We start from the raw sequence: 20081 nt of genomic DNA on the forward strand, positions 1-20081 counted from the left end.
CGTCGGGGCCGGCGCGGAGCGGTGAGGCGGTGCGCCACGGGGCTTACCGGCGGGGGCCGCTGGGCACGGGCCCAAGGAGCGGAAGGACGAGGGGCAGGCGACTGATGTCCCCAGTGGGGGGAGCAGGGGGGAGTCATCCGTGCGGGTCATCATGGAGTTGCGACCGGTTTCGGGCCAGCTGGTTTTGCCGCTACAGTACAACGGTCTACTCCAGGGGCTGGTCTACCACCTTCTCGAAGGCACCGATGTGGCGGGGTTCCTCCATGACCAGGGTTTTACCCGCGGTGCCCGCCGGTACAAGATGTTCACCTTCTCCCGGCTGGAGGGGCTGTACACCATCGAGCGGTCGCCCGGAGGGCCCGCTGGGCATGGAACCCGTGGCGGCCGGGGCTCGGACGGCAGCCCGAACCGCAAGGGCGAGGCGAGCGGTACCACCGGCGCCAGCGGCACCGCTGGCATCCCCGGTTCGGCCGGAACCTCCGGCACAACCCATGCCAGCGGTGGCGGCATTGCCGGCGAAACCGGTGAGGCTGGCCTCGCCAGCGGAACCGGCAGTGCGGCCAGCACGGGCCTCGACGGTGCCAGCGGCACCAGCGGTGCCTCCGGCACCTCCGGCACCGGCTCCAGTGGCGTCAACATCACGGGCGGCACCGGCGGCAGCAGCGGCCCCGACAAGGGCCACGGCCCCAACAACGGCACCGGCCTCAGCAACGGCAACGGCCCCAGCGGGTCCACCGGCAGCAAGGTGATCCGCTTTGCCGGGAGCGTCCGCCTCACGGTGAGCTCGCCCTTTGCTCCGGTGGCCCATGCCCTGGCCTCCCGGGCCCTGCAGCTGGGTACGCTCCGGCTTGGCAGCCAGCTGGTGGAAATCGAGTCGGTTCGCTTTGAAGAGCTGCCTTCCATCACCCCGCCCGTCACCCTGCGGGCGCGGACGCCCATCACCGTGTACAGCACCGTGAACCGGCCCGACGGCAGCCGCTTCACGTACTTCTTCGAGCCGCGCAGCGGGGAGTTCGAGCGGCTGGTGGCCGAGAACCTGGTTCGCAAGTGGGAGGCCTTCACCGGGCGCACCTACCAGGGGCCAGGTATTCAGATCCTCTGGCGGGGCACAGCCCGCGGCCATGTCGCCCGATTTCGCCACGGGATCATCAAGGGCTATACCGGCACCTTCGAGGTAACGGGCGACCCGGCCCTGATCGCCCTCGGCCTGGAAGCCGGCTTCGGTTCGAAGAACGCCCAGGGGTTCGGGTTGTGTGACCTCCTGCCCCCGCGGTCTCAGGCTCCGTACCAGGGGAATGGCCGCGCTACCGGGCAGCCTGTACCCGCCTTCCGCAACGGTGTGGAGACCGCATCGGCGGCGGAGGTGGCCGTGGCCAAGGAGGTGGAAGAGGGTGCTGATTGAGAACCTCGTCCGGCTGGGGCGCCCGTTTCTGGGCCAAAGTGCGGCGGCCCGGGAGACCCTCCTGGACGTCACCGACGTGGGCAGCCCACAGGCTGTGGGTTTCTTCTGCAACGTCATCATCGTGGAAGTTGATGAGAGCCACCCTGATAAGCCCATTGCGGCGTGGCCCATCCTGGACTGGACCTCCCGGCGCGTCCAGGGCAAAGGCGAGGTCGCCGAAACGAAACTGGATATCGCGGTCGCCGCCCCTTTTACAGTGCCCCGGGGTGGGAACCCTCGCCACGCCCAGGGTCGCTACCCTGTCCCGGCCTACATCATTTACGAAGGCGACCTGGCAACCTTTCACGACGGGGGTGCGGTGGAACGCTTCATTCAGGGCCGGTGGGAAAGGACCCTGCACCGTTCCGATGCCGCAGTCGGAAGCATCGCCAGGGCTGCTGCGGCCATGGTGACCGGTGCCTCCCTCGGCAAGGCCGGCAAGGGACGTAAGGTTATGGGGCTCCTTTTGATACTGCCCGTCACCGGCGAAGGACCCTATCGCTACGTCGAGGGCCCGGTTGCCGACCCGACCACCCTAGTGGAACTGGGGTCGAGTCGGTTATATCCCGGCCGCCGGGTGGTGGCTTACCTGCCTGCCCTGGTGCCCCTGGTGTGGGCGGCCAAGGCGGAGGAAGGGGCGACCCTGGGTCAGATGCAGGGTCCGTGCACCCTTTGTCACCGGGAAGGCGATGTGGTCTCGATCTACTCCAAGGCCTGGCCGTGGTTTGCACCAACGTGGGAGGCCCCCTTTCCGGAGACCCTTGCCAAGGACGAACTGGTGGAGGGTGCCGCCCTTTGCACCGATTGCTACGCAGCCCTGACCCAGGGCGCTCAGGTCTTCAACGCGTTGACTCGACCGCTGCCCATGTGGCTCACGCGGGAGCTGTTCGCGCCCGCCGACAGCCCCGGCGGCCGAGAGATGGCCGAGCGCGGGCGGATGCCCGGGACCATTTATGGAACGGGTTTTGTTCTCCCTCTGGCCGACAGCATCCTCCGGGATCCTGAGGCGGTGGAGCAGTTTTGCACGGGGTTCATGTACATGCGGACCGGGGAGGCCGGCTGGACCCGGCACCTGGAGTCCGTCGCCGGTTTCGAGTTTGCTGTGGCCGACGACTTCTTTACCGACCACTATCGCATCACGCTGGTCTACTTCAGCGGTGCGCCGGAACGGGGTGATATCCACCTGCGGGCAATGATCGAGGATGTCGTCCCTGCGGTGGCGTCGGAGATGCGCGATGTTCTGCATGAAGTGGTCAGCACCCACGAGGAGCTGATCCGGGGAGGCCACCGCTTCGCCGATGAAGCCCTCCGGCGGCTCCGCTCCCTTCCTTCGCTACTGATCAATGCCTACGGCCCCGGTTACGTCTGGCAGGGCATGGAGTCCGTACTGCGTCGGCGGCCCGTCTCTTACCGGCGCTTCGTACGCAACCTGGCGCTTCGCCTGACGGAGCTGGCTCACCGGCTGGGTGACCGCCAGGCCATGTACCGCATGCAGGCTGAGGTTCGCCTCTACGTGGTGTTTCGCGACTTCTGGCAGCGCTATCACCGCGACATTGCCGGCCAGTGGCCGGCAGGGGAGGTGTTTGCTATTCGTCCCTGGCAGGAGTTGCAGGCTGAGCTGCGGTCCATTCCTCCGCACGAACTGGACTTGCAGGATGTCGAGGAACTGGGCTTCGCCATTGGCGACCTGACCCGGCAGTTCTCCCGGCAGTATTATGCTGCCACTCGGGGGAAGGAGTTTCTCAAACACCGGGTGATGACCTTTGGCACCAACCTGACGCCGGAGGCCATCATTACACGGGCTCTGACCCGGTTCCCCGAGTACGCTGCCCGCCTCAATATGGCCCTGTCGGAGCGTTTCCGTCACCTGAACGGTGTGCTTCTGGTCAAGGCGCAGCAGGCCCGCCGTGAGATTCAGGCGCAGCCAGACCGGTTCCTGGCCGGCTTCTGGGCCGGCTACCTCCTGGCGGATGCCAACCGCCCGGGCGCTGGCAGCGAGAACGGGGAGTATGACGGGGAGCTGGAGGACGAGGCTTCCGGCGCGACCGCATGACGGGTTCTGAAGTGAACAAAGATCGAGTTCTAAGCGGGGAGGAGAAGCCATGGCCGTTCGAAGCGGGGAACTGCTCTTCGTCAAGTCGGTGAAGGACGGTATTCCCAACCGGGATCCGCTCAACGATAGCGATGCGCGCCGGCTGTTCGACGAGGAGGACGGGCGCATCAGCCTTTCGGACGTCAGCATCAAGCGGGACGTACGGGATTACGTGCTGGCCCGGTATCCAGATGGGGGTGACGGTACCCGCCATATCTACGTCCGGGAGGCCCGGTCGGCCGACGGGAAGCTGCTGGGGCGCAAGGCTCTGGCGGAACAGGTCCTCGGGATCAACCCTGGTGAGGCCCGGGCCGAGTTGCCGCGCAAGGCCTTCGACGTCCGGGCCTTCGGTGTCGTCTACTCTGTCCGGGATGTGTCCTTCCACCTCACCGGCCCGGTGCAGTTCGCCTGGGCCCACTCCCTGCATCCCGTGGAGAGCCGGTACGTACAGGGAACGGTGGTCATGGCGTCTGAGGACGACCGCGGCAAGGAACAGGGCACCATCTGGACCACTTACATCGTTCCTTTCGCCGTCTTTGCCATGCATGGGATCATCAACGCAACCCTAGCGAAGGAGACCGGATTGTCCAGTGAGGATGTCGACCTGGTGCTGGAGGGCCTTTGGAAGGGAACCCGGTTCCGCCAGGCCCGGGGCCGTGGCATTCAGGAGCCGCTCTTCCTGCTCCACGTGGAATACCAGGATCCCTTCTTCCGCATCGGCGACCTGGACCGCCTGGTTCGGCTGGAACCGGGCCGGGAGGCCTGGCTCCAGCCGTCGCGACCCACGTCGGTAGCCGAGGTGAGCCTGGATGTCCAGGCTCTCGGCCAGCGCCTGCTAGAATTTCATGACCGCATTGCCCGGGTCCGCTACTGGCTGAACCCGGCCTTCCGGTTGCAGGGCGATGCAGCACTGCGGGAACTGGGCGGCGAGCCCCAGCCCGCCATGTAGGTGGGGTGATCATGGCACGGTCCTTGCCGTTGCTGGTGTTTGATGTCGCCGGGTCCATCGCCCATTACCGGCGCCCGGACACCGCCGTGACTCATGCCACCTATCCCTTTCCGACCCGCACCGCCTTACGGGGCATGTTGGGGGCCATACTGGGGCTGCCCGAGTGGACCACCCGGGAAGCCTGGACGGGCGTCCGGTGCTTGCGCCCGATTCGTACCCGCTCCCAGGAACTGTCCTTGCTCGGAAAGGGATGGCTGGGCGGGAGCGATAGTTTCAACCGGCCGACGGCCATCGAGCTGGTGGTGGAGCCCGCCTACCGGGTCTACTACGCTGGGCCTGACGCCGATGACCTGGCGGAACGCATCCGCAACCGGCAAAGCGTCTACCCGACATACCTCGGCTCCGCCTTTGCCTTGACGGTGCCGCGGTTTGTGACAGTGGAGCAAGCCGAGGAACTGGAAAGGGCCTCCGAGGTGGCGGGTGCCGCCGTTGTGGAGTCGCCCGCAGTGGTACCTGCGCATTGCGTCGAGGCCGTTGAACCCGTTCCCGGACGGGTCTACGCCCGGGTCGGCGGTGTCCTGCACACCCACCTAGGTGGCCGGCGTTTCCGGCGCTCGATGAGCTTCCTCTACGAGCCCAACGGGGGCAGCTTGCGGTTCCGACCGGCCCTGGGGCCCTACGATCCTCCCGTACGCTGGGTGCGCTGCTCGGATGGGCTGGTTTGTCTCTGGTAGCGCGGCCGAGTGGCTCCGGTTCGGGTGCGGAGTCCACGGGAAGGGTGGCAGGCGGAGGTGCCCGCCAGGAGATGAACACGGCGCGAGGCTGGATACCTCTTGAAAGGTGTGTGGCGCGGCCTCCCGAGGGGGGCCGCGCCTACCCCCTGGTCGATCACCTGGCCGAAGTGGCCCGCCGCGCGGGCGATCCGCAGGGCTCCGTGGACGACCAACTCCTCTATCTGGCGGGCCTGCTGCACGATGCCGGCAAAGCACGTCGCAGCTGGCAGGAACGGCTACTGGATCCCCAGCGCAGGGGACCCGTGGGCCCCCACGCCTTCGTCGGATCCGCCCTGTTCGCTGCGCTGGTTCTTCAGTGGAACCGGGGCTCCGGCGTGCAGGCGGGTGCCGGCAGAACCGTCACCCCTTCGGCCACGCTGGCCGTCGACCGGCTGCTGGCGTTGACGCGGGACATCGCGGATCACCATGGAACGCTGGCGGACCTGGAGACCGACACCCCATGGCAGGCTTTATGGACCCCTGGCGTACTGGCCGAGATGGACGTGGAGGGACTCCTCCGGCTCGTGCGGGCGGCCAATCTCCCCATCGCCGCCGGCCGATGGCCTCGCGACGGTGCCGAATGGGGGCGCTGGGTCGATCTGGCTCGGGGTGCATGGGGGCGGGCGGTCGTCCGCCTGCAACGCCGCAGACAAACCGCATCGCTGGAGGTCCGGCGCCTCCTTCGCCACCATACGGCGCGGCTGATCCAGGCCGACCGGTTTTCGGTAGCCGGGATCGAACCCGAAGCGCTGCTGCCTGGTGAGGCGGCGGCTGCCATCGAACGGCTCGAAGCGTCCCTGGGTGCTGCGGGTTCGGCCGACGGTGATACCACCGGGTCCGGGGCCACCCGGGGAATTGGCGGTGAGCGCCGCCGGTTGCAGAAGGCCGTCCTGGAGGGCTTCCAGAGGCAGCCCCACGCCCCGCTGTACGTGCTGATTCTTCCCACGGGCAGCGGCAAGACCTTGACAGCCTTCCGGGTGGCTCTCGAAGGGTGCCAGCGGGGTGAGCGGAAGCGGATCGTCTACGTGGGGCCGTACCTGACGGTGGTCGAACAGGCTGCCGAGCAGTTCCGGCGCCATACGGGGTTGCCTGTCCTGATCCACCACCACCTGGCCGTGCCCGAGACACACCCTGCCGGCCCAGAGCCGGGCGACGAGGCGGGCCCCGATGCCGTCCCAACGGACGAAGAACGGGCCTTCCTGGTTCTGGAGAGCTGGCAGGCGCCTGTGGTGGCCGTGACCTTTCACCAATTCTTCCGGGCCCTATTTCCACGGCGCGCCCAGCACACGTTGCGCATCCCGGCCTTGCGGGACGCCTTCGTGATCCTTGATGAGCCTCAGATCATGGACCCAGGGAGCTGGGCGCTCCTGGCCGAGATGCTGGCGGCAGCCTGCGAGGCGTGGCATATGCAGGTCCTCATCATGACGGCCACCATGCCACCCTGGCCACCGCGGCACGTGACGCCGGTGGATCTGTCCGTACCCGTGCAGCTGCCGAGCCGCTATGTGCTTCGGGTGGTCGACCACAGCCGGGAGGAAAACGGTTCAGGTAACCCGGGCTGGGACCCCGAGACCCTGGCCCGGCGCCTAGTGGCCGAAGCCGCCGCGGGTCTGCGGGTGGCGGCCATTCTTAACACCATCGCCGATGCCCAGAGCGTGTATGAAGCTGTGCGGCAACACCTCGCAGCGCTCGGCCAGAATGCCACAACGGGTCATACCGCCACAGGCGGTGTGCTCCTGGTCCACGGTCTGATGGTCCCGGCCCACAAGGCGAGGCAGGTTGAGGCCATCCGCCGCGCCCTCGAGGGCAAAGCGGTAGCACCGGACGGGCCAACCAACGGAACGGAGGACGGCGATTCGGATCGTTCTCTCCGCCCTGGCTGCGGCCGTTGGAACGACGGTGCCCGCCTCCAGGGTTGCGCGAAACGCGTGCGAGCACCCAAAGGGGCCCCCATCGTTGTTGCAACCCAGGCCCTCGAGGCCGGGGTCGACCTGGATTTTGACCGCCTCTACCGGGCCCGGCCCGTGATGCCCTCGGTGGTTCAGGCGGCGGGACGTGCAAACCGCCATGGCTTACGCCAGCCCGCCCAGGTGGTGGTCTTCGACTTTATCCGGGCCGACGGGAAAGACAGCAGGCCCTGGGTCTATCGCGACCCCATCGCCCGGGATGAAACCGATGCCCTGCTCCGCCCCGGGCAGGTGTGGAAGGAACGCCAGCTGGACCGGGCAGTGGAGGAGTATTACCGGCGGTGGTGGGAGCGCAAGCCGGGTAGCGACGCCTGGGGACCTCTATCCGAGGCGGCGACCGGGACCTGGTCGGCCCTGGGCGGGCTATTGCCCTTCGATGAGGGGCCTCCGCGCATACCGGTTTTCGTGCCCATCGATGACCTGTTGACCTGCGACGACCGGGCTGTGCTGGACAGCTGGGGGGTCGCTTCGCTAAAGGACCTGTACCAGCTTTACGTACGCCCTGGTTGGCTATCCAGCCGGCGCCAGGGCGAGCGGCGCCGGTTTCTCGGATTGCTGGAGCGTTACGTTGTCGCGGTGCCCTTCTCCCTTGCTCACCAGGTGGCCAGCCCTCACCCCGGCCGGCGAATCCTCTGTCTCGTCGATCTGCAAGCCTACGACCTAGATACAGGGTTTGGAAGGTGGCGTCAGGTGACCGCGGGCGAAGATGGCGTTGCTGGGGTGGCGGTTGACATCTGGTAAGCGCCGTGGGTCCCTAGCCATGGTAATATCCTCTGGTCCGTGGCGGCCAATCACCCAACCCTGGGAGCGCGGCCGCACCGGGACCGACATCGCACCGGGACCAACAGCCGGCGAACCCACAGGTAAGCCCCACCACAGGCGATCCGGGGCCACGGGCGGGGAAGGGAGCTGAACCGATGAGCGAAGTAGCAGAACCGCTGAACAATGCACCAGAAACCCTGGACAGGCTGGCCACACCCCCGGAACCGCGGCAGATCGGGGGCACGCTGGTTTGGTATTACAGTATCTGCCGCCGGCAAGCCTGGCTTATGGCCCACGCCATTTTACCGGACGAAGATGATCCCAACATCGTCTACGGGCGTTTCCTACACCAGTGGTACCGGAATACGGCGGCGCCAAGGAAGTCTCAACGGGAGGTGCTGATCGCCGGCAACCGGCTTGATCTGGTGGTCCAGGAGAACGGGCACGTGGTGGTTGTCGAAGTGAAGAAATCCGACCGGTTCCGCGACAGTGCCCGGCTCCAGTTGGCCCATTATCTCCTTACGTTGGAAGAACACGGCGTCCGAACCGAGGGAGAACTGCATTTCCCGGAGCAGAAAAAGCGGGAGCGGGTCCGGCTGGACGATGCTCTCCGCCGCAAAGTCTTGCAGGTGCGACGCGATCTCCAGGACCTCGTGGAACAACCCGCGCCGCCACCGCCGAAACGCATTTCCTGGTGTGCGAGGTGTGCATATGCGGAGTATTGCTGGACCTGAAGGACCAGAAAGAGGAGGACGCAGGTTTGGAACGAACCCTGTACCTCTTTTCCAAGGGGAAGCTGGTACGCAAGGGAAACACCCTCGGCCTGGAAACAGCCAGTGGGACCCGCTTCGTCCCCGTGGAGGCCGTGCGGGACATCATGGTGTTTGGCGAGGTGGAGTTCAACAAACGCCTGCTGGAGTTCCTGTCGCAGCATGAAATCCTATTGCACTATTTTAGTCACCATGGCTATTATATGGGAACGTTTTACCCCCGAGAACATTACAACTCCGGCTATATTATTCTGAAGCAGGCCGCTGCATACCTTGATTTGGGGGAAAGACTCAAGCTGGCCAGGTTGTTTGTGAGTGGGAGCATTCGAAATATGCAGAAGGTCCTCGGATACTATAACCGACGTGGAACCCACATTGAATCCAGTGTCAACGCTTTGGAGACTTTGGAAAGCCAGCTTGATCGGCCCCGATCGATTCCCGAGCTCATGGCCGTGGAGGGAAATGCCCGCGTGGCCTACTTTGGCGCTTGGGATAAGATTATCGACCATCCGGATTTTCAATTTGGGCAGCGCTCAAAAAGGCCACCAGAGAACCGAACGAACGCCCTTTTGAGCTTTTTAAACTCCCTCTTGTATACTACCGTCTTGTCTGATATTTACAAAACCCACCTTGATCCAAGAATCGGCTATCTCCATGAAACCAACTTCCGCAGGTTTTCTTTGAATCTGGATATTGCCGAAATCTTTAAACCGATTATTGTGGATCGGCTGATCTTTACGCTTATTGGGCGACGCATGATCAGGCCCGCTGATTTCCGCCATCAGGCAGGCGGCATCTTTTTAAGCGAGTCAGCCTTAAAGGTGATTGTGGAGGAGTATGAAAAGCGCCTCAGGACCACGATCAAGGTACGCAAGCTTCGCCGCCAGGTTTCTTATCGACGCTTGATTCGCCTAGAAGTGTACAAGGTCCAGAGGCATGTGACGGGTGATGGCGTATACGAACCCTTTGTGAGCGAATGGTGATTTAGAGTTGGAAGTGTGAGCGAGCGGTGAGTTGAAGAGTACCGGTGAGTCGTCGTGATAGCGGATTGATGGAGTTGGTGGGGATGCGCGGAGGGTGGGTGGATTTCAGGTGTTTGTAATCATTGTATATGATGTTCACGTTAAGCGTGTGGCAAAGGTACTTAAGACCTGCCGGGAGTATTTGTCCTGGGTACAGAACTCCGTGTTCGAAGGTGAGATATCGGAAGCCAAGTTTAAAATATTGTGGAAACGTCTAGAACAAATTGTTGATAAGGAGCATGACAGCATCCTGGCGTATATATTTGAAACCCTCCGGTATAGTCGTCAGCAACGATTGGGGATTCGGAAGGGTGGTGAAGATCATATTCTTTAGGCACGTTTCCTGCCTTGTGCCCGCCCGGATCCCTGCGTTGGGATGGACATCATGACTCTTGCTTCCGAGCACTGGCATGGAGACCATGGCTGTGGCCGACCGCGGCCGTCCGGCCTGGGAGAACGTGGTTTGCCTGCGCCCGCCGGGCACGGAGAAGACCCATACGCCCTCGGCGTGGCCGCCATCCATGCAGGCTGGCGGGTCCGGTTCACCACGGCCGTGGCCCTGGGACAAGAGCTGCTCCAGGCCCACGACGAGGCCCGCCTGCCCAAGGCCCTGAAGACATGGGATCGCTTTGATCTGGTGATTCTGGACGAACTGGGGTACCTGGGGCTGGGTCCCGCGGGCCCGCTGCTGTTCCAGTTCTGCGCGCACCGCTATGAGCGCGGCAGCCTGCTCATCACGACCTACCTGGAATTCTCGCGTTGGGTCGAGGTCTTTGGCGACGCCGCCTTGACCTCGGCCTTGCTCGACCGGCTCACCCACCGGTCCCATGTGCTGCTGTTCAACGGCGAGTCCTACCGGTTCCGCGAAAGCCAGCAGCGCCTGCGAAAGGAGGGCGTCTCCGGCTGACGAACCTCTAAATCCGACACCGGGGTGGTCAACAATTAGGTTAGCACGGTGGTCAAGTTTTCGATTAGCACGCACACCTCATAGGTACCCTACAAACGAGCCTGTCACGCCGATGGTGGGGTGCTCGATGTTGGTTTCGATCCCTCATAGGTACCCTACAAACCCGCAACGTCGCCGTCCGATCCGGCCACGGCGTGGGGTTTCGATCCCTCATAGGTACCCTACAAACTCCCCGACGACGCCGGGCTACACGTCCACGTTTCGGCCGTTTCGATCCCTCATAGGTACCCTACAAACTCTGTCCCCAGTGTACCACGGGAGGATGGCTATGGCGTTTCGATCCCTCATAGGTACCCTACAAACTACAGTGGTCAAGACGACGAACCTGACCTATGACGGGTTTCGATCCCTCATAGGTACCCTACAAACCGAAAGGATGCCGCTGACACGCTCCGGCAGCGACCGGTTTCGATCCCTCATAGGTACCCTACAAACCGACCCGGCGCGACCGGGTGGCCATCATGTCGGCGGTTTCGATCCCTCATAGGTACCCTACAAACGCCGCCGACCTCCTCGCCATGCCTCAACCCCGCCGCGTTTCGATCCCTCATAGGTACCCTACAAACTCCTGGCCCGCATCCGGCGCCCGGCCACGACGAAATTGTTTCGATCCCTCATAGGTACCCTACAAACGGTTATGGCGAATATCCTGTCTCGCAGGATGAGGAAGTTTCGATCCCTCATAGGTACCCTACAAACGATGCAGAACCATCCCTTGCCCAGCGGCGTGATCTGTTTCGATCCCTCATAGGTACCCTACAAACTCGACACCGCACGGCTGCGCAAGGAGCATCCGGAGATCTACCGTTTCGATCCCTCATAGGTACCCCTACAAACACCGCCGTGTCGGCCCCGACGCCGTGCAGGACGCCGGTTTCGATCCCTCATAGGTACCCTACAAACCTGGCTCAGCTGGACGGCCCACAGGGGCGCACCACTGTTTCGATCCCTCATAGGTACCCTACAAACTGGGAATAGGACGTCTCCGGTCAGGAGACGTGCCGTTTCGATCCCTCATAGGTACCCTACAAACGTACGTGCCGCACGAAGGCGACCGGGTGGCGGGCGTAGGTTTCGATCCCTCATAGGTACCCTACAAACCCGTCATTCGCCCCGCCGAAGCCTTGTCCTTCTTGGCTTCACCGACGGCAGTGCTGTCGATCCAGAAAATGGTCAACTGGGTCCTCATGTATGCAAATAGGCGACAAAGCCTTGCTGGCCAAGGGGTGGAAAAACGTGGGTCCTGCTGTCGACCTCCGGGGGTTTGGGGGAATTCGGAGGTCGACAGAAAACATTAGGGTAGGTGGACACTGACTGCGGCAACGGTTACAGAGACGCCTACGGGCGCGGCTGCGCGAACAACCGGAAACAGCTGCATGAAAAGCCGATCCTACGGACCAGCACCGAAAAGAGCGCCGAAAACATCGCGGGGGGGATGATCCCTTGGAGGCGCCGGCCAAGACCTTGCGGGACCACGTGATCCACCTGGTGCGTCGCTTGCGGGCCGCGGGAGTTCCCACAAGTCCGGCCGACGCGGTCAACGTCCTCGCTGCGCTCGAGCACGTGGACCTTGAGGATCCGGCGGAAGTGCGAGCGGCCTTGCGGGTGATCCTGGCCCGCCGGCCCGAGCACCTGGCTGTCTTGGAGCGGGCGCTGGATGCCTTCTTCTGGGGTGAACCGGTGAACCGGCGGGTTCCCGAATGGCTGGCCCGCCGGCGCCCGGGCCAGGCAGGCCCGGTGGCGGATTCAGGCCCTTCAGGGTATCCGGGCGATCCCGCTGGTGGTCCCTGGGGGGCGGGTGATGGTGAGCCGCCGACCGGAGCTCCGCCGTCAGTTGCGGACTTGGCCGGCGCCGCCAACGCCAACGCGGCCTCGGCCGGCGCTGCTGCCGCCAGCGTCGATGCCGCCAGCGCAGATGCCGCTGCCGCATCCTCCGCAGGTGCACCCGCCGCCACCGCAGCCTCGCCCAGCGAGGCAATGGCCGCCGCCGGCCCCGGCTCCATCCCCGGCCTGGGTTCCCCGTACGGGCCGGCAGGTTTCCCCGTGCATGACCCCAGCCTGGCCGGGGTGGACCCCGGAGTGCCCGACATCACCGCCCTTCCCCGCCAGCCCGGCGATCGACACGAATCCTACGGCACGAACCTCGTGGTCGATCCGGCCGAGCTGGCGGATTACCTCATCATGGTCCTGCTCTCGCCGGCGGGCACCGTGTCCCTGGGGGGGCCGGACGGTGCCCCGGGTGCCCGCGGTGACGCCACCGGTCCCGGCCCCGATACCCCCGGCGGCGGCTGGGGTTCGGGAGCTCAAGGCGCAGGCAGCCCGAATCCGGATGACCCGCACACCGCAGGGCATGAGCCCAGCCGGGGCCCGGGCCAGCGGGATGCGGGCGGGCACGACCCCTCGGCTGCGGGTGCGGGAGGCGAGGCGCCGGGCGGCCAGGGGCCGAGCGGCCAGGGACCCGGCGGCCAGGGAGGCAGCCCCGGGTCAGAGGACGCGCCAGCCAGCAGCCTCGCCTGGCGGGCACGGGCAGGAGGAAGCCCCGGCGGCTACAGCCCCTTGGCGGTCCTCACTCGCCGCGACGTCCATTTGCTGGACGACGCCAGCCGCCGCCTGGTCATGGCCGCGGCCCGCGAGCTGGGGCGCTGGCTGGCCACGCGCCCGTCTCGCCGGTTCGTCCGGGCACGGAAGGGCCCCATCGATGGCCGCCGTGCCCTCAGGGAGGCGGCCCGCAAGGCGGGCGACCTGTTCCGCTGGCCCCGCCGGCGCCGGCGTCCCGGCCAGCTGCGCCTCGTCGCCGTCCTGGACGTGTCCGGGTCGATGGACGTCTACAGCCAGCTCTTCCTGCACTTCCTTCACGGCCTGCAGCAGCAGGGCGGGCGGGTTGAAACCTTCGCCCTCGGCACGCGGCTGACCCGGCTGACGCCTGTCCTGCGCACCCCGCGGCCGGAGATCGCCATGGCCCGGGCCGCTGTGGTGACCGTGGACTGGTCCGGCGGAACCCGGCTCGGCGAGGGACTCTGGGTCCTGGCGCAGCGGTACGCATATTTGCTCGACACCGACACCGTGCTGCTGGTCATCAGCGACGGGCTCGACCGGGGCAACCTGGACCTGCTGGACCGGGCCTTGCGCTGGTGCCGCCGCCGGGTGCGGGCCGTGGTCTGGATGAACCCCCTGGCGGGAGATCCTCGCTACGAACCGCTGGCCCGGGGCATGCAGGTGGCCCTTCCCCACATCGATGTCCTGGCGCCGGCCCACAGCCTGCAAAGCCTGGTTGAACTGGCCTTGTGGTTGCGGCGGCATCCTTCGACCTTCCGCCAGCTTCACCGGAGGAACCGGCCCGGCGCCCGCCGGTATCTGTCCCGGACGGGCGCCGGTGCCGGCCCCGGCTCCGGCCGGGGGTTCGGCCGGGGTGTCCGTCACCGGTGAGCGGGCTGTTCAGCACCTTCGGCCCTGGCTGTCAGCGGTGATGAACCTGGATCGCAACATCTGGATTGGACGATTGACAAGGCGGGTCATCGCCACGGGGGATCTCCTGGTCCAGGTCTTCGATGCGAAACACCCGCCAGCTGCCCGGTTCCAGCCGCACGGGGGGCGTTTGCCAGCGCCCCGCCTCGCCATGGCTCGCGCCATGGCTCCAGGGGTGGGGAGCACCTGCGCCCGCCGGAGGGGCCTCCGCGGCCCAGTTGGTGCCGGGAGCCGGCCTGGCACCAGGGTCGGGAACGGCGGCGCGGGGCCAGGGGGCTGGTACGGGCCTTCGGCCGTTCGTATGTATCGCACCACGCTGTGGAGCGGTTTCGGCGCGGGCGTAGAGGGTGGCGCCGGTTTCGGCGTCGACCAGCCGGGCAGGTGCCAGCCCTGACAGGACCACGCTCACGGGTTGCGGGTGGTGGCTGACCACCACGAGATAGCGGGCGGGCCCGGTGACGGGCAGGCTTTCGGGAACGGTTCCGGTGGCCCGGCTGCCCGGCTCGAGTCCGCCGGTCAAGGGCTGGCCCGGCGCGCCCTGGACCAGAACCCCCACCTCCACATCCGGGTGGTCGGCCTCCCATTCAGGGACGATGCCGGCCAGGCGGGCGGCCAGCCGGTACACCTGTTCCGGTCGGGTGCGGCCGGCGGTGGCGAGGCCGGAAGAGCTTGCGGGTGCTTCAGCCCGCGCTTCGCCCTCGGGTCCTGCGCCCCCCTTGCTGCCGGGGCCATCCTGGCTTCTCCCGTACCCGCGGTGTGGTTCGGGCCCGTGGTGTTCGCCACCGCTCCCGCTGGCGCCGACTCCGCAGGCGCTGCTCCCGTAGGCGCTGCTCCCGAAGGCGCCGCTCCCGCAGGCGCTGCTCCCGTGGGCCTGGCTCCCATAGGCGCCGGGCGTGCACGCCAGGATCCATTCCAGGGGGTCGGTGACCAGCACCGCCCATCCCCGCCCGTACCGGTGGACGAACACGGCCGGTTCCTCCAGGGGCCCTGTGGGGTGACCGCCGTGGGCCGCGGCGGCCGGAGGGTGGACCGGACCCGCTGGGCCTGTGCCGGTGGCGGGGGCCGGGCGGATCCAACCGGCTACGCGGGCGCCGGCGGGCGAGGCCACCAGCCTTTTGCGGGGGGCAGGCCGGGGCGCGGGGATCAGGCGGACCACAGGCTGCAGGCCGGAGTGCGCCAGTGTCCCCAATGCGGCACCGTCCCGGCTGCTTTTGCCGCTGGTCTGCGGCTCCGGACCGCCACGCGGCCCCGGGCCGCACCGCGTCTCCGGGCCGCTCTGCGGCTCCGGCCGCAGGTCGAGGTCCAGGACCAGATCCCACGGGCCCGGCCCGTGAACGGCTTCCCGCGGGTAAGCGTCCTCGATGCGGATGCCGAAGACGGCCTCCATCCCGGGCAGGGCGGCCCCGTCGTAGGAGAGGTAGAGGGTGCCGCCCTGCTCCACCCAGCGGCGCAGCCGGTTCCACGTCCGGTTGGACAGGCTGTTGCGCCGGGGCAGGCAGGGGACGATCAGGAGCCTGTAACCGGTCCAGTCGGCGTCGGGGCGCACCAGGTCCACGGGCAGGCCGGCCCGCCGGGCCAGGACGAAGGCGTTGAACAGCACGGCGAAGTTGCGCTCCGGCGTGATGTCGGGGTCCTGGTTCTCGTAATAGCGCTCGGGCAGCAGGATGGCCGCGGGGCGCGGGGCAGGCACCAGTCCCCCGGGCAGCCGCTCCAGCAGCCGGGCGAAGCGGCCGAAAGCCTCGCCGGCAGGCTTGGGCCGGCCCTCATCGTCCAGGATCCCGAAGGCCACCTCGTAGGGCGTGCTGTCGTAGGGCAGGTCTTCCTGGCAGCGGAAATCCAGGCCGCACCAGGCGACGGCCCCCATGCTGCCGTGGAGGAGCAGGCTGCCCAGCACGGCGCTGACGTAACGGCCGTGACGGGCGGGCGACATCATCAGGGTCGTCCCGCCGAACTCCTCGGCCAGGGCCGGCCGTTGCCCCATGGCGGCCACCAGGCGGTCGCCGAAGGGCACCAGCAGGTTGGGCCGGATCGTCCCCACGGGATCGGGGCACCAGGGCGAGTAGATGGGGTAGAGGTGCATGCAGAGGAAGTCCGCCGCTTCGGCCACGTCGGCAGGCCGGAAGCCGCAGTCGTCCACAAGGGAGGCCACGTGGATCCCCAGGGTCACGGGAACCCCCGGGGTCACGGACTTCAGCTCCCGGTAGAGCAGCCGGCACCACAGCCAGCCGGCGTCGGGCGAGGGCGGCCGGGCGAAGATGTCCGGCTCGTTGGCCAGGTCCCAGGCCAGCAGCGCGGGGTGGTGCCCGATGGTCTCGGCCACGGCCCGGATCAGGCGCACCTGGGCCCGCAGCATGGCCGGGTCGGTGTAGGGGCAGCGACCCCGCCGCCACGGCACGTCCCAGTTCTCTCCGCTCATGTGGCCGGTGAAAAAGGTGGGGATGACGGCCAGGCCGACCCCATGGGCCAGGTCGCAAAAGGCCTTGAGCCGGGCCAGGGCGGTGGGGTCCACGCGATCCTCTTCAGGCTGGAAGTGGACCCACCTGAGGAAGAACCGGACCACCCGGCAGCCGGCTGCGGCCAGAGCCCGGAGTTCGGCGGCGATGGCCTCAGGCTGCCAGTCTTGCCACATGGCCACCCCCTGGCCGCTGGCCCAGTAGTTGACGCCCAGCCAGAAGGACGAGGCCGGCCGGGCCGGGGCGCCGGGCCGTATGCCGGCACCCAGCGCGGCCCCCGGCTGGGGGGCCGCGCCCTGAATCGGCGATAGGATCTCGCTGGCCAATGGCTTCACCTCATGTCAGGATTGGGGCCGGTAGGTGGCGACGCCGATGCGGGAATCGGCCATCCCGTAGTACAAAAACCAGGTGCCGTGGTGCTCGACCAGGCCTTCGACGAAGACCACGTGGTCCACCTGGCCGCGGATCTCCTCGGGCGTTTCGGGTTCAAAGAAGGGGATCTCCGACCGCCAGATCAGCTTGCGCGGATCCTTCAGGTCGAACAGCGCCTGCCCCGCGGCGTAGCGTACATAGCCCGAGCCCGCGGGTCCCCCGTAGGCGGGGGGCTCGCCCGGGACGGCCGGTTGGCCCGCGGCGGCAGGCTGCTCCGCGCCGGGCGCCCGGCCGGCGGCAGGCTGGCCCACGGCGACCGGGTTCTCTCCCTCGAGCTCCGTCGCCGGGCCGCCGGCCCCGTTCCCGGCCATGGCGGCCTGGACGCGGCGGCGGACCCGCGGGGCGTCCGCCAGGCGGTGGGCGGCGTTGTAGATCAGCAGGATGCCCCGGTCCGTGACCAGGGGCGAGGGGCCGGGTTCGACCAGCAGGGTGTCAAAGGCGTCGCCGGCCGTGCGGACCTGAAGAACCGGCTCGGGTTCCGGCTGCCAGCGCAGGCCGTCTTCCGAGGTGGCGATCCAGATGGAGGTGTCCCCGAAGTACATCACGTAGCGGCCGTCGATCTTCACCGGGCAGATGGCCCCGGACTTGGACCAGATGCGGCCCGTTCCCCCGTCCCATTCGGGGAACAGCACGCCGTGCTTTTCCCAGCGCACCAGGTCGTCCGAGGTGGCCAGGCAAAGCCGCGCGGAGGTGCCGTCGTAGGCCGTGTAGGTCAGGAAGAACCGCCCGTCGATGCACGTGATCCGCGGGTCCTCGCAGCCGCCGGGCAGCTCGTACGGTTCCGTGGGTTCCAGCACCGGGTCGGGGTAGCGCTCGAAGTGAATCCCGTCGTCGCTGACGGCCAGGCCGATGCGGGACGTCCCGTTCCACTGGCCGGGGCCCGTGTGGTCCTCGGCCCGGTAGAGCATGTACACCCGCCCGTCTTTGACCACCGCGGCAGGGTTGAAGACGTCCTTGGCCTCCCAGGTGGTGCCCTGGGGACCCAGGATGGGGTTCCCGGGGTGTTTCGCAAAGGGCCCCAGAAGATAGGCCCTGGCGTGCTGCGGATCGAGGACGCGAAGCAACCGCTACAACTCCTTTCGGGAATATCAGCCCTCAGCCCTCAGCCCTTGGTCCCGCCCAGCCGGATCCCTTCGATGAAGGCCCGCTGGGCCAGGGCGTAGAGCACCAGGATCGGCAGCGCCACCAGCAGCGAGACGACCATCATCAGGTTCCACATGGGCGCCTCGCTGCCCGGCCCCAGCGACGTCTCCAGGAACTTGAGGCCCAGGGTGACCGGGAACTTGTCCGGCGTGTTCAGGTACAGCAGCGGCGCCATGAAGTTGGTCCAGTTGCCCTGGAAGGCCAGCAGCGCGATCACCAGCAAGGCCGGCCGCACCATGGGCAGCACCACGTGCCGCAGCACCTGCAGGGGCCCGGCCCCGTCCAGCACCGCCGCGTCTTCGAAATCCCGGGGCAGGCTCAGGAGGAACTGGCGCAGCATGAAGACGCTGGCCGGCCCCCAGGCGAACCAGGCGGGTGCCGTCAGGGGGGTGAAGGTGTCGAGCCGCCCCAGCTCGCGCCAGATGAGGAAGGTGGGGATCATCCCGATGACGCTGGGCAGCATCATGGTGCTCAGCATCAACATGAACAGGAAGTGCCGCCCGCGGAAGTTGAAACGTGCAAAGCCGTAGGCGACCACCGCCACGCTGGCCACCTCGGCCACCGTGGCCAGGATGGTGATGAACAGGCTGTTCAGGAAGAACCGGGCAAAGGGCAGGGTCGTCCAGACCTCCACGTAGTTCTCCCACCGCACCGGCGAGGGGATCCACTGCGGCGGGTAGACGTAGAGCTGGTCCCGGCCCTTAAGCGACGTGCTGATCATCCACAGCAGGGGCACCAGCACGAAGGCGCCGCCGAAGGCCAGCACGAAATACGTCAAGGCGTCGGCCAGGCGCCTTTGCACCTCGCGCGGCACGGTCCTCACCTCGCACCTCGCTCTCGTAATACACCCAAAGGGGCGACGAGCGGAACACCAGCAGCGTCAACCCCAGGATCACCAGCAGGAAGGCCCAGGCCATGGCCGAGGCGTAGCCCATGTGCCGGAGTCCGAAGGCCTCCTGGTAGATGTAAACCTGCAGGAAGGTGACGGTGGAGCGCGGCGTCTCGATGAAGAACGCCTGGGTGAACATCTGCAAGGCGCCGATCAGCCCGGTGACCAGCACGTAGAACAGGGTCGGGCTGAGCATAGGCAGGGTGACGTGGCGGAACCGGCCCCAGCCCGTGGCGCCGTCCACCGCCGCGGCATCGTAGAGCTCCCGCGGGATGTTCTTCAAGCCGGCCAGCAGGATCACCGTGTTGGCGCCGAAGACGCCCCACAGGCTCATCAGCACGAACCCCGGCAGGATGGTCTCCGGGTCGAGGAACCAGCGGGGCTTCTCCATGCCCAGCAGCGCGTAGGCCGGCCCCAGCACCGCGTTGACCAGCCCGTCGGTAGAGAGCAGCCAGCGCCAGAGCACCGCGGTGGCGACGGCGGGAATCACGGCGGGGACGTAATACAGCGTGCGCCAGAACCCCACGCCCTTGATGTTGCGGTTGAGCAGCAGGGCACAGGCCAGCGACCCCGCGATCCCCAGGGGCACGCTGAAGAGCGCATAGAGGGCCGTGAACTTCAGGGACGCCGCGAACTTGGGATCGTCCAGCAGGCGGGCGAAGTTGGCCAGGCCGACCCAGCGGGGAGGCGTGAGCACGTCGTAGTCGGTGAAGGCCAGGTAGAGCGAGGCGACGAAGGGAAAGAGCTGGAAGGCCAGGAAACCGGCCAGCCAGGGCAGGACGAAGGTCCAGCCCAGGGCCGTGTCACGGCTACGCCCCAGGGCCCGCAAGCCCGCGTACACCAGGAGCATGAGCGCGCCCAGCAGGACCACCGTGGCCACGTAGTCCCGCAGGGCGTCCGCGTACCAGGACCACACCGCCACCCCCTCCTTTCCGGCAGGGCGGGCGGGGGCCGGT

Annotated in this window: 14 protein-coding genes and 1 CRISPR repeat array; of the genes, 10 read left to right on the plus strand and 4 right to left on the minus strand. The window is 66.9% G+C overall.

Going from position 1 to position 20081, the window contains the following annotated elements:
• Nucleotides 1-139: 139 nt before the first annotated feature.
• The 10 genes from cas6 to ACZ5T9_RS06115 all read left to right on the plus strand — a co-directional run bounded on the left by cas6 (nucleotide 140) and on the right by ACZ5T9_RS06115 (nucleotide 14169).
• Entirely contained in the window at nucleotides 140-1402 is a 1263-nt protein-coding gene (gene cas6 / locus ACZ5T9_RS06070; protein WP_464832214.1) for a CRISPR-associated endoribonuclease Cas6, read from the plus strand.
• Nucleotides 1392-3494 (plus strand): hypothetical protein, encoded by a 2103-nt coding sequence (locus ACZ5T9_RS06075; protein ID WP_464832215.1) that lies wholly within the window; start codon nucleotides 1392-1394, stop codon nucleotides 3492-3494. Before cas6 ends, ACZ5T9_RS06075 begins: the two co-directional genes overlap by 11 nt.
• Before the next feature lie 49 nt (nucleotides 3495-3543).
• Nucleotides 3544-4482, plus strand: coding sequence for a CRISPR-associated protein (locus ACZ5T9_RS06080; protein ID WP_464832216.1), 939 nt, complete (start codon nucleotides 3544-3546; stop codon nucleotides 4480-4482).
• A gap of 11 nt (nucleotides 4483-4493) precedes the next feature.
• Entirely contained in the window at nucleotides 4494-5216 is a 723-nt protein-coding gene (gene cas5, locus ACZ5T9_RS06085) for a CRISPR-associated protein Cas5 (protein ID WP_464832217.1), read from the plus strand.
• Nucleotides 5217-5260: 44 nt separating this feature from the next.
• Nucleotides 5261-7963: a DEAD/DEAH box helicase gene (locus ACZ5T9_RS06090; protein ID WP_464832218.1), complete on the plus strand. Its 2703-nt coding sequence runs from the start codon at nucleotides 5261-5263 to the stop codon at nucleotides 7961-7963.
• A 176-nt stretch (nucleotides 7964-8139) separates the two neighbouring features.
• Nucleotides 8140-8718 (plus strand): CRISPR-associated protein Cas4, encoded by a 579-nt coding sequence (gene cas4, locus ACZ5T9_RS06095; protein ID WP_464832219.1) that lies wholly within the window; start codon nucleotides 8140-8142, stop codon nucleotides 8716-8718.
• 26 nt (nucleotides 8719-8744) lie between these two features.
• Nucleotides 8745-9737, plus strand: coding sequence for a type I-B CRISPR-associated endonuclease Cas1b (cas1b, locus tag ACZ5T9_RS06100; protein ID WP_464832220.1), 993 nt, complete (start codon nucleotides 8745-8747; stop codon nucleotides 9735-9737).
• Nucleotides 9738-9831: 94 nt separating this feature from the next.
• Nucleotides 9832-10110 (plus strand): CRISPR-associated endonuclease Cas2, encoded by a 279-nt coding sequence (gene cas2, locus ACZ5T9_RS06105; protein ID WP_464832221.1) that lies wholly within the window; start codon nucleotides 9832-9834, stop codon nucleotides 10108-10110.
• Between the two features lie 129 nt (nucleotides 10111-10239).
• Nucleotides 10240-10683: an ATP-binding protein gene (locus ACZ5T9_RS06110; RefSeq protein ID WP_464832222.1), complete on the plus strand. Its 444-nt coding sequence runs from the start codon at nucleotides 10240-10242 to the stop codon at nucleotides 10681-10683.
• Nucleotides 10684-10816: 133 nt separating this feature from the next.
• Nucleotides 10817-11844: direct repeats of the CRISPR family, unit length 30 nt; unit sequence GTTTCGATCCCTCATAGGTACCCTACAAAC.
• 342 nt (nucleotides 11845-12186) lie between these two features.
• Nucleotides 12187-14169 carry a vWA domain-containing protein gene (locus ACZ5T9_RS06115; protein ID WP_464832223.1) on the plus strand — a complete coding sequence of 661 codons (1983 nt, stop codon included), beginning with the start codon at nucleotides 12187-12189 and terminating at the stop codon, nucleotides 14167-14169.
• 31 nt (nucleotides 14170-14200) lie between these two features.
• Here ACZ5T9_RS06115 and ACZ5T9_RS06120 read toward each other — a convergent pair whose 3' ends face one another.
• Genes ACZ5T9_RS06120 through ACZ5T9_RS06135 form a run of 4 tightly spaced genes read right to left on the minus strand, consistent with a single transcriptional unit; the run spans nucleotide 14201 to nucleotide 20041 of the window.
• A complete protein-coding gene (locus tag ACZ5T9_RS06120) occupies nucleotides 14201-16987 on the minus strand; it encodes a beta-galactosidase trimerization domain-containing protein (RefSeq protein WP_464832224.1) in 2787 nt (928 codons plus the stop codon).
• Between the two features lie 15 nt (nucleotides 16988-17002).
• The gene (locus tag ACZ5T9_RS06125; RefSeq protein ID WP_464832225.1) at nucleotides 17003-18157 is read right to left on the minus strand and encodes a glycoside hydrolase family 130 protein; all 1155 of its coding nucleotides are present in this window, start codon (nucleotides 18155-18157) and stop codon (nucleotides 17003-17005) included.
• Between the two features lie 38 nt (nucleotides 18158-18195).
• On the minus strand, nucleotides 18196-19050 hold the full coding sequence (locus ACZ5T9_RS06130; protein WP_464832226.1) for a carbohydrate ABC transporter permease: 855 nt from the start codon (nucleotides 19048-19050) through the stop codon (nucleotides 18196-18198).
• Nucleotides 18938-20041 (minus strand): carbohydrate ABC transporter permease, encoded by a 1104-nt coding sequence (locus ACZ5T9_RS06135; RefSeq protein ID WP_464832227.1) that lies wholly within the window; start codon nucleotides 20039-20041, stop codon nucleotides 18938-18940. The genes ACZ5T9_RS06130 and ACZ5T9_RS06135 overlap by 113 nt, the downstream gene beginning before the upstream one ends.
• Between the last annotated feature and the right edge of the window lie 40 nt (nucleotides 20042-20081).

Source organism: Thermaerobacter nagasakiensis, from assembly GCF_055396825.1.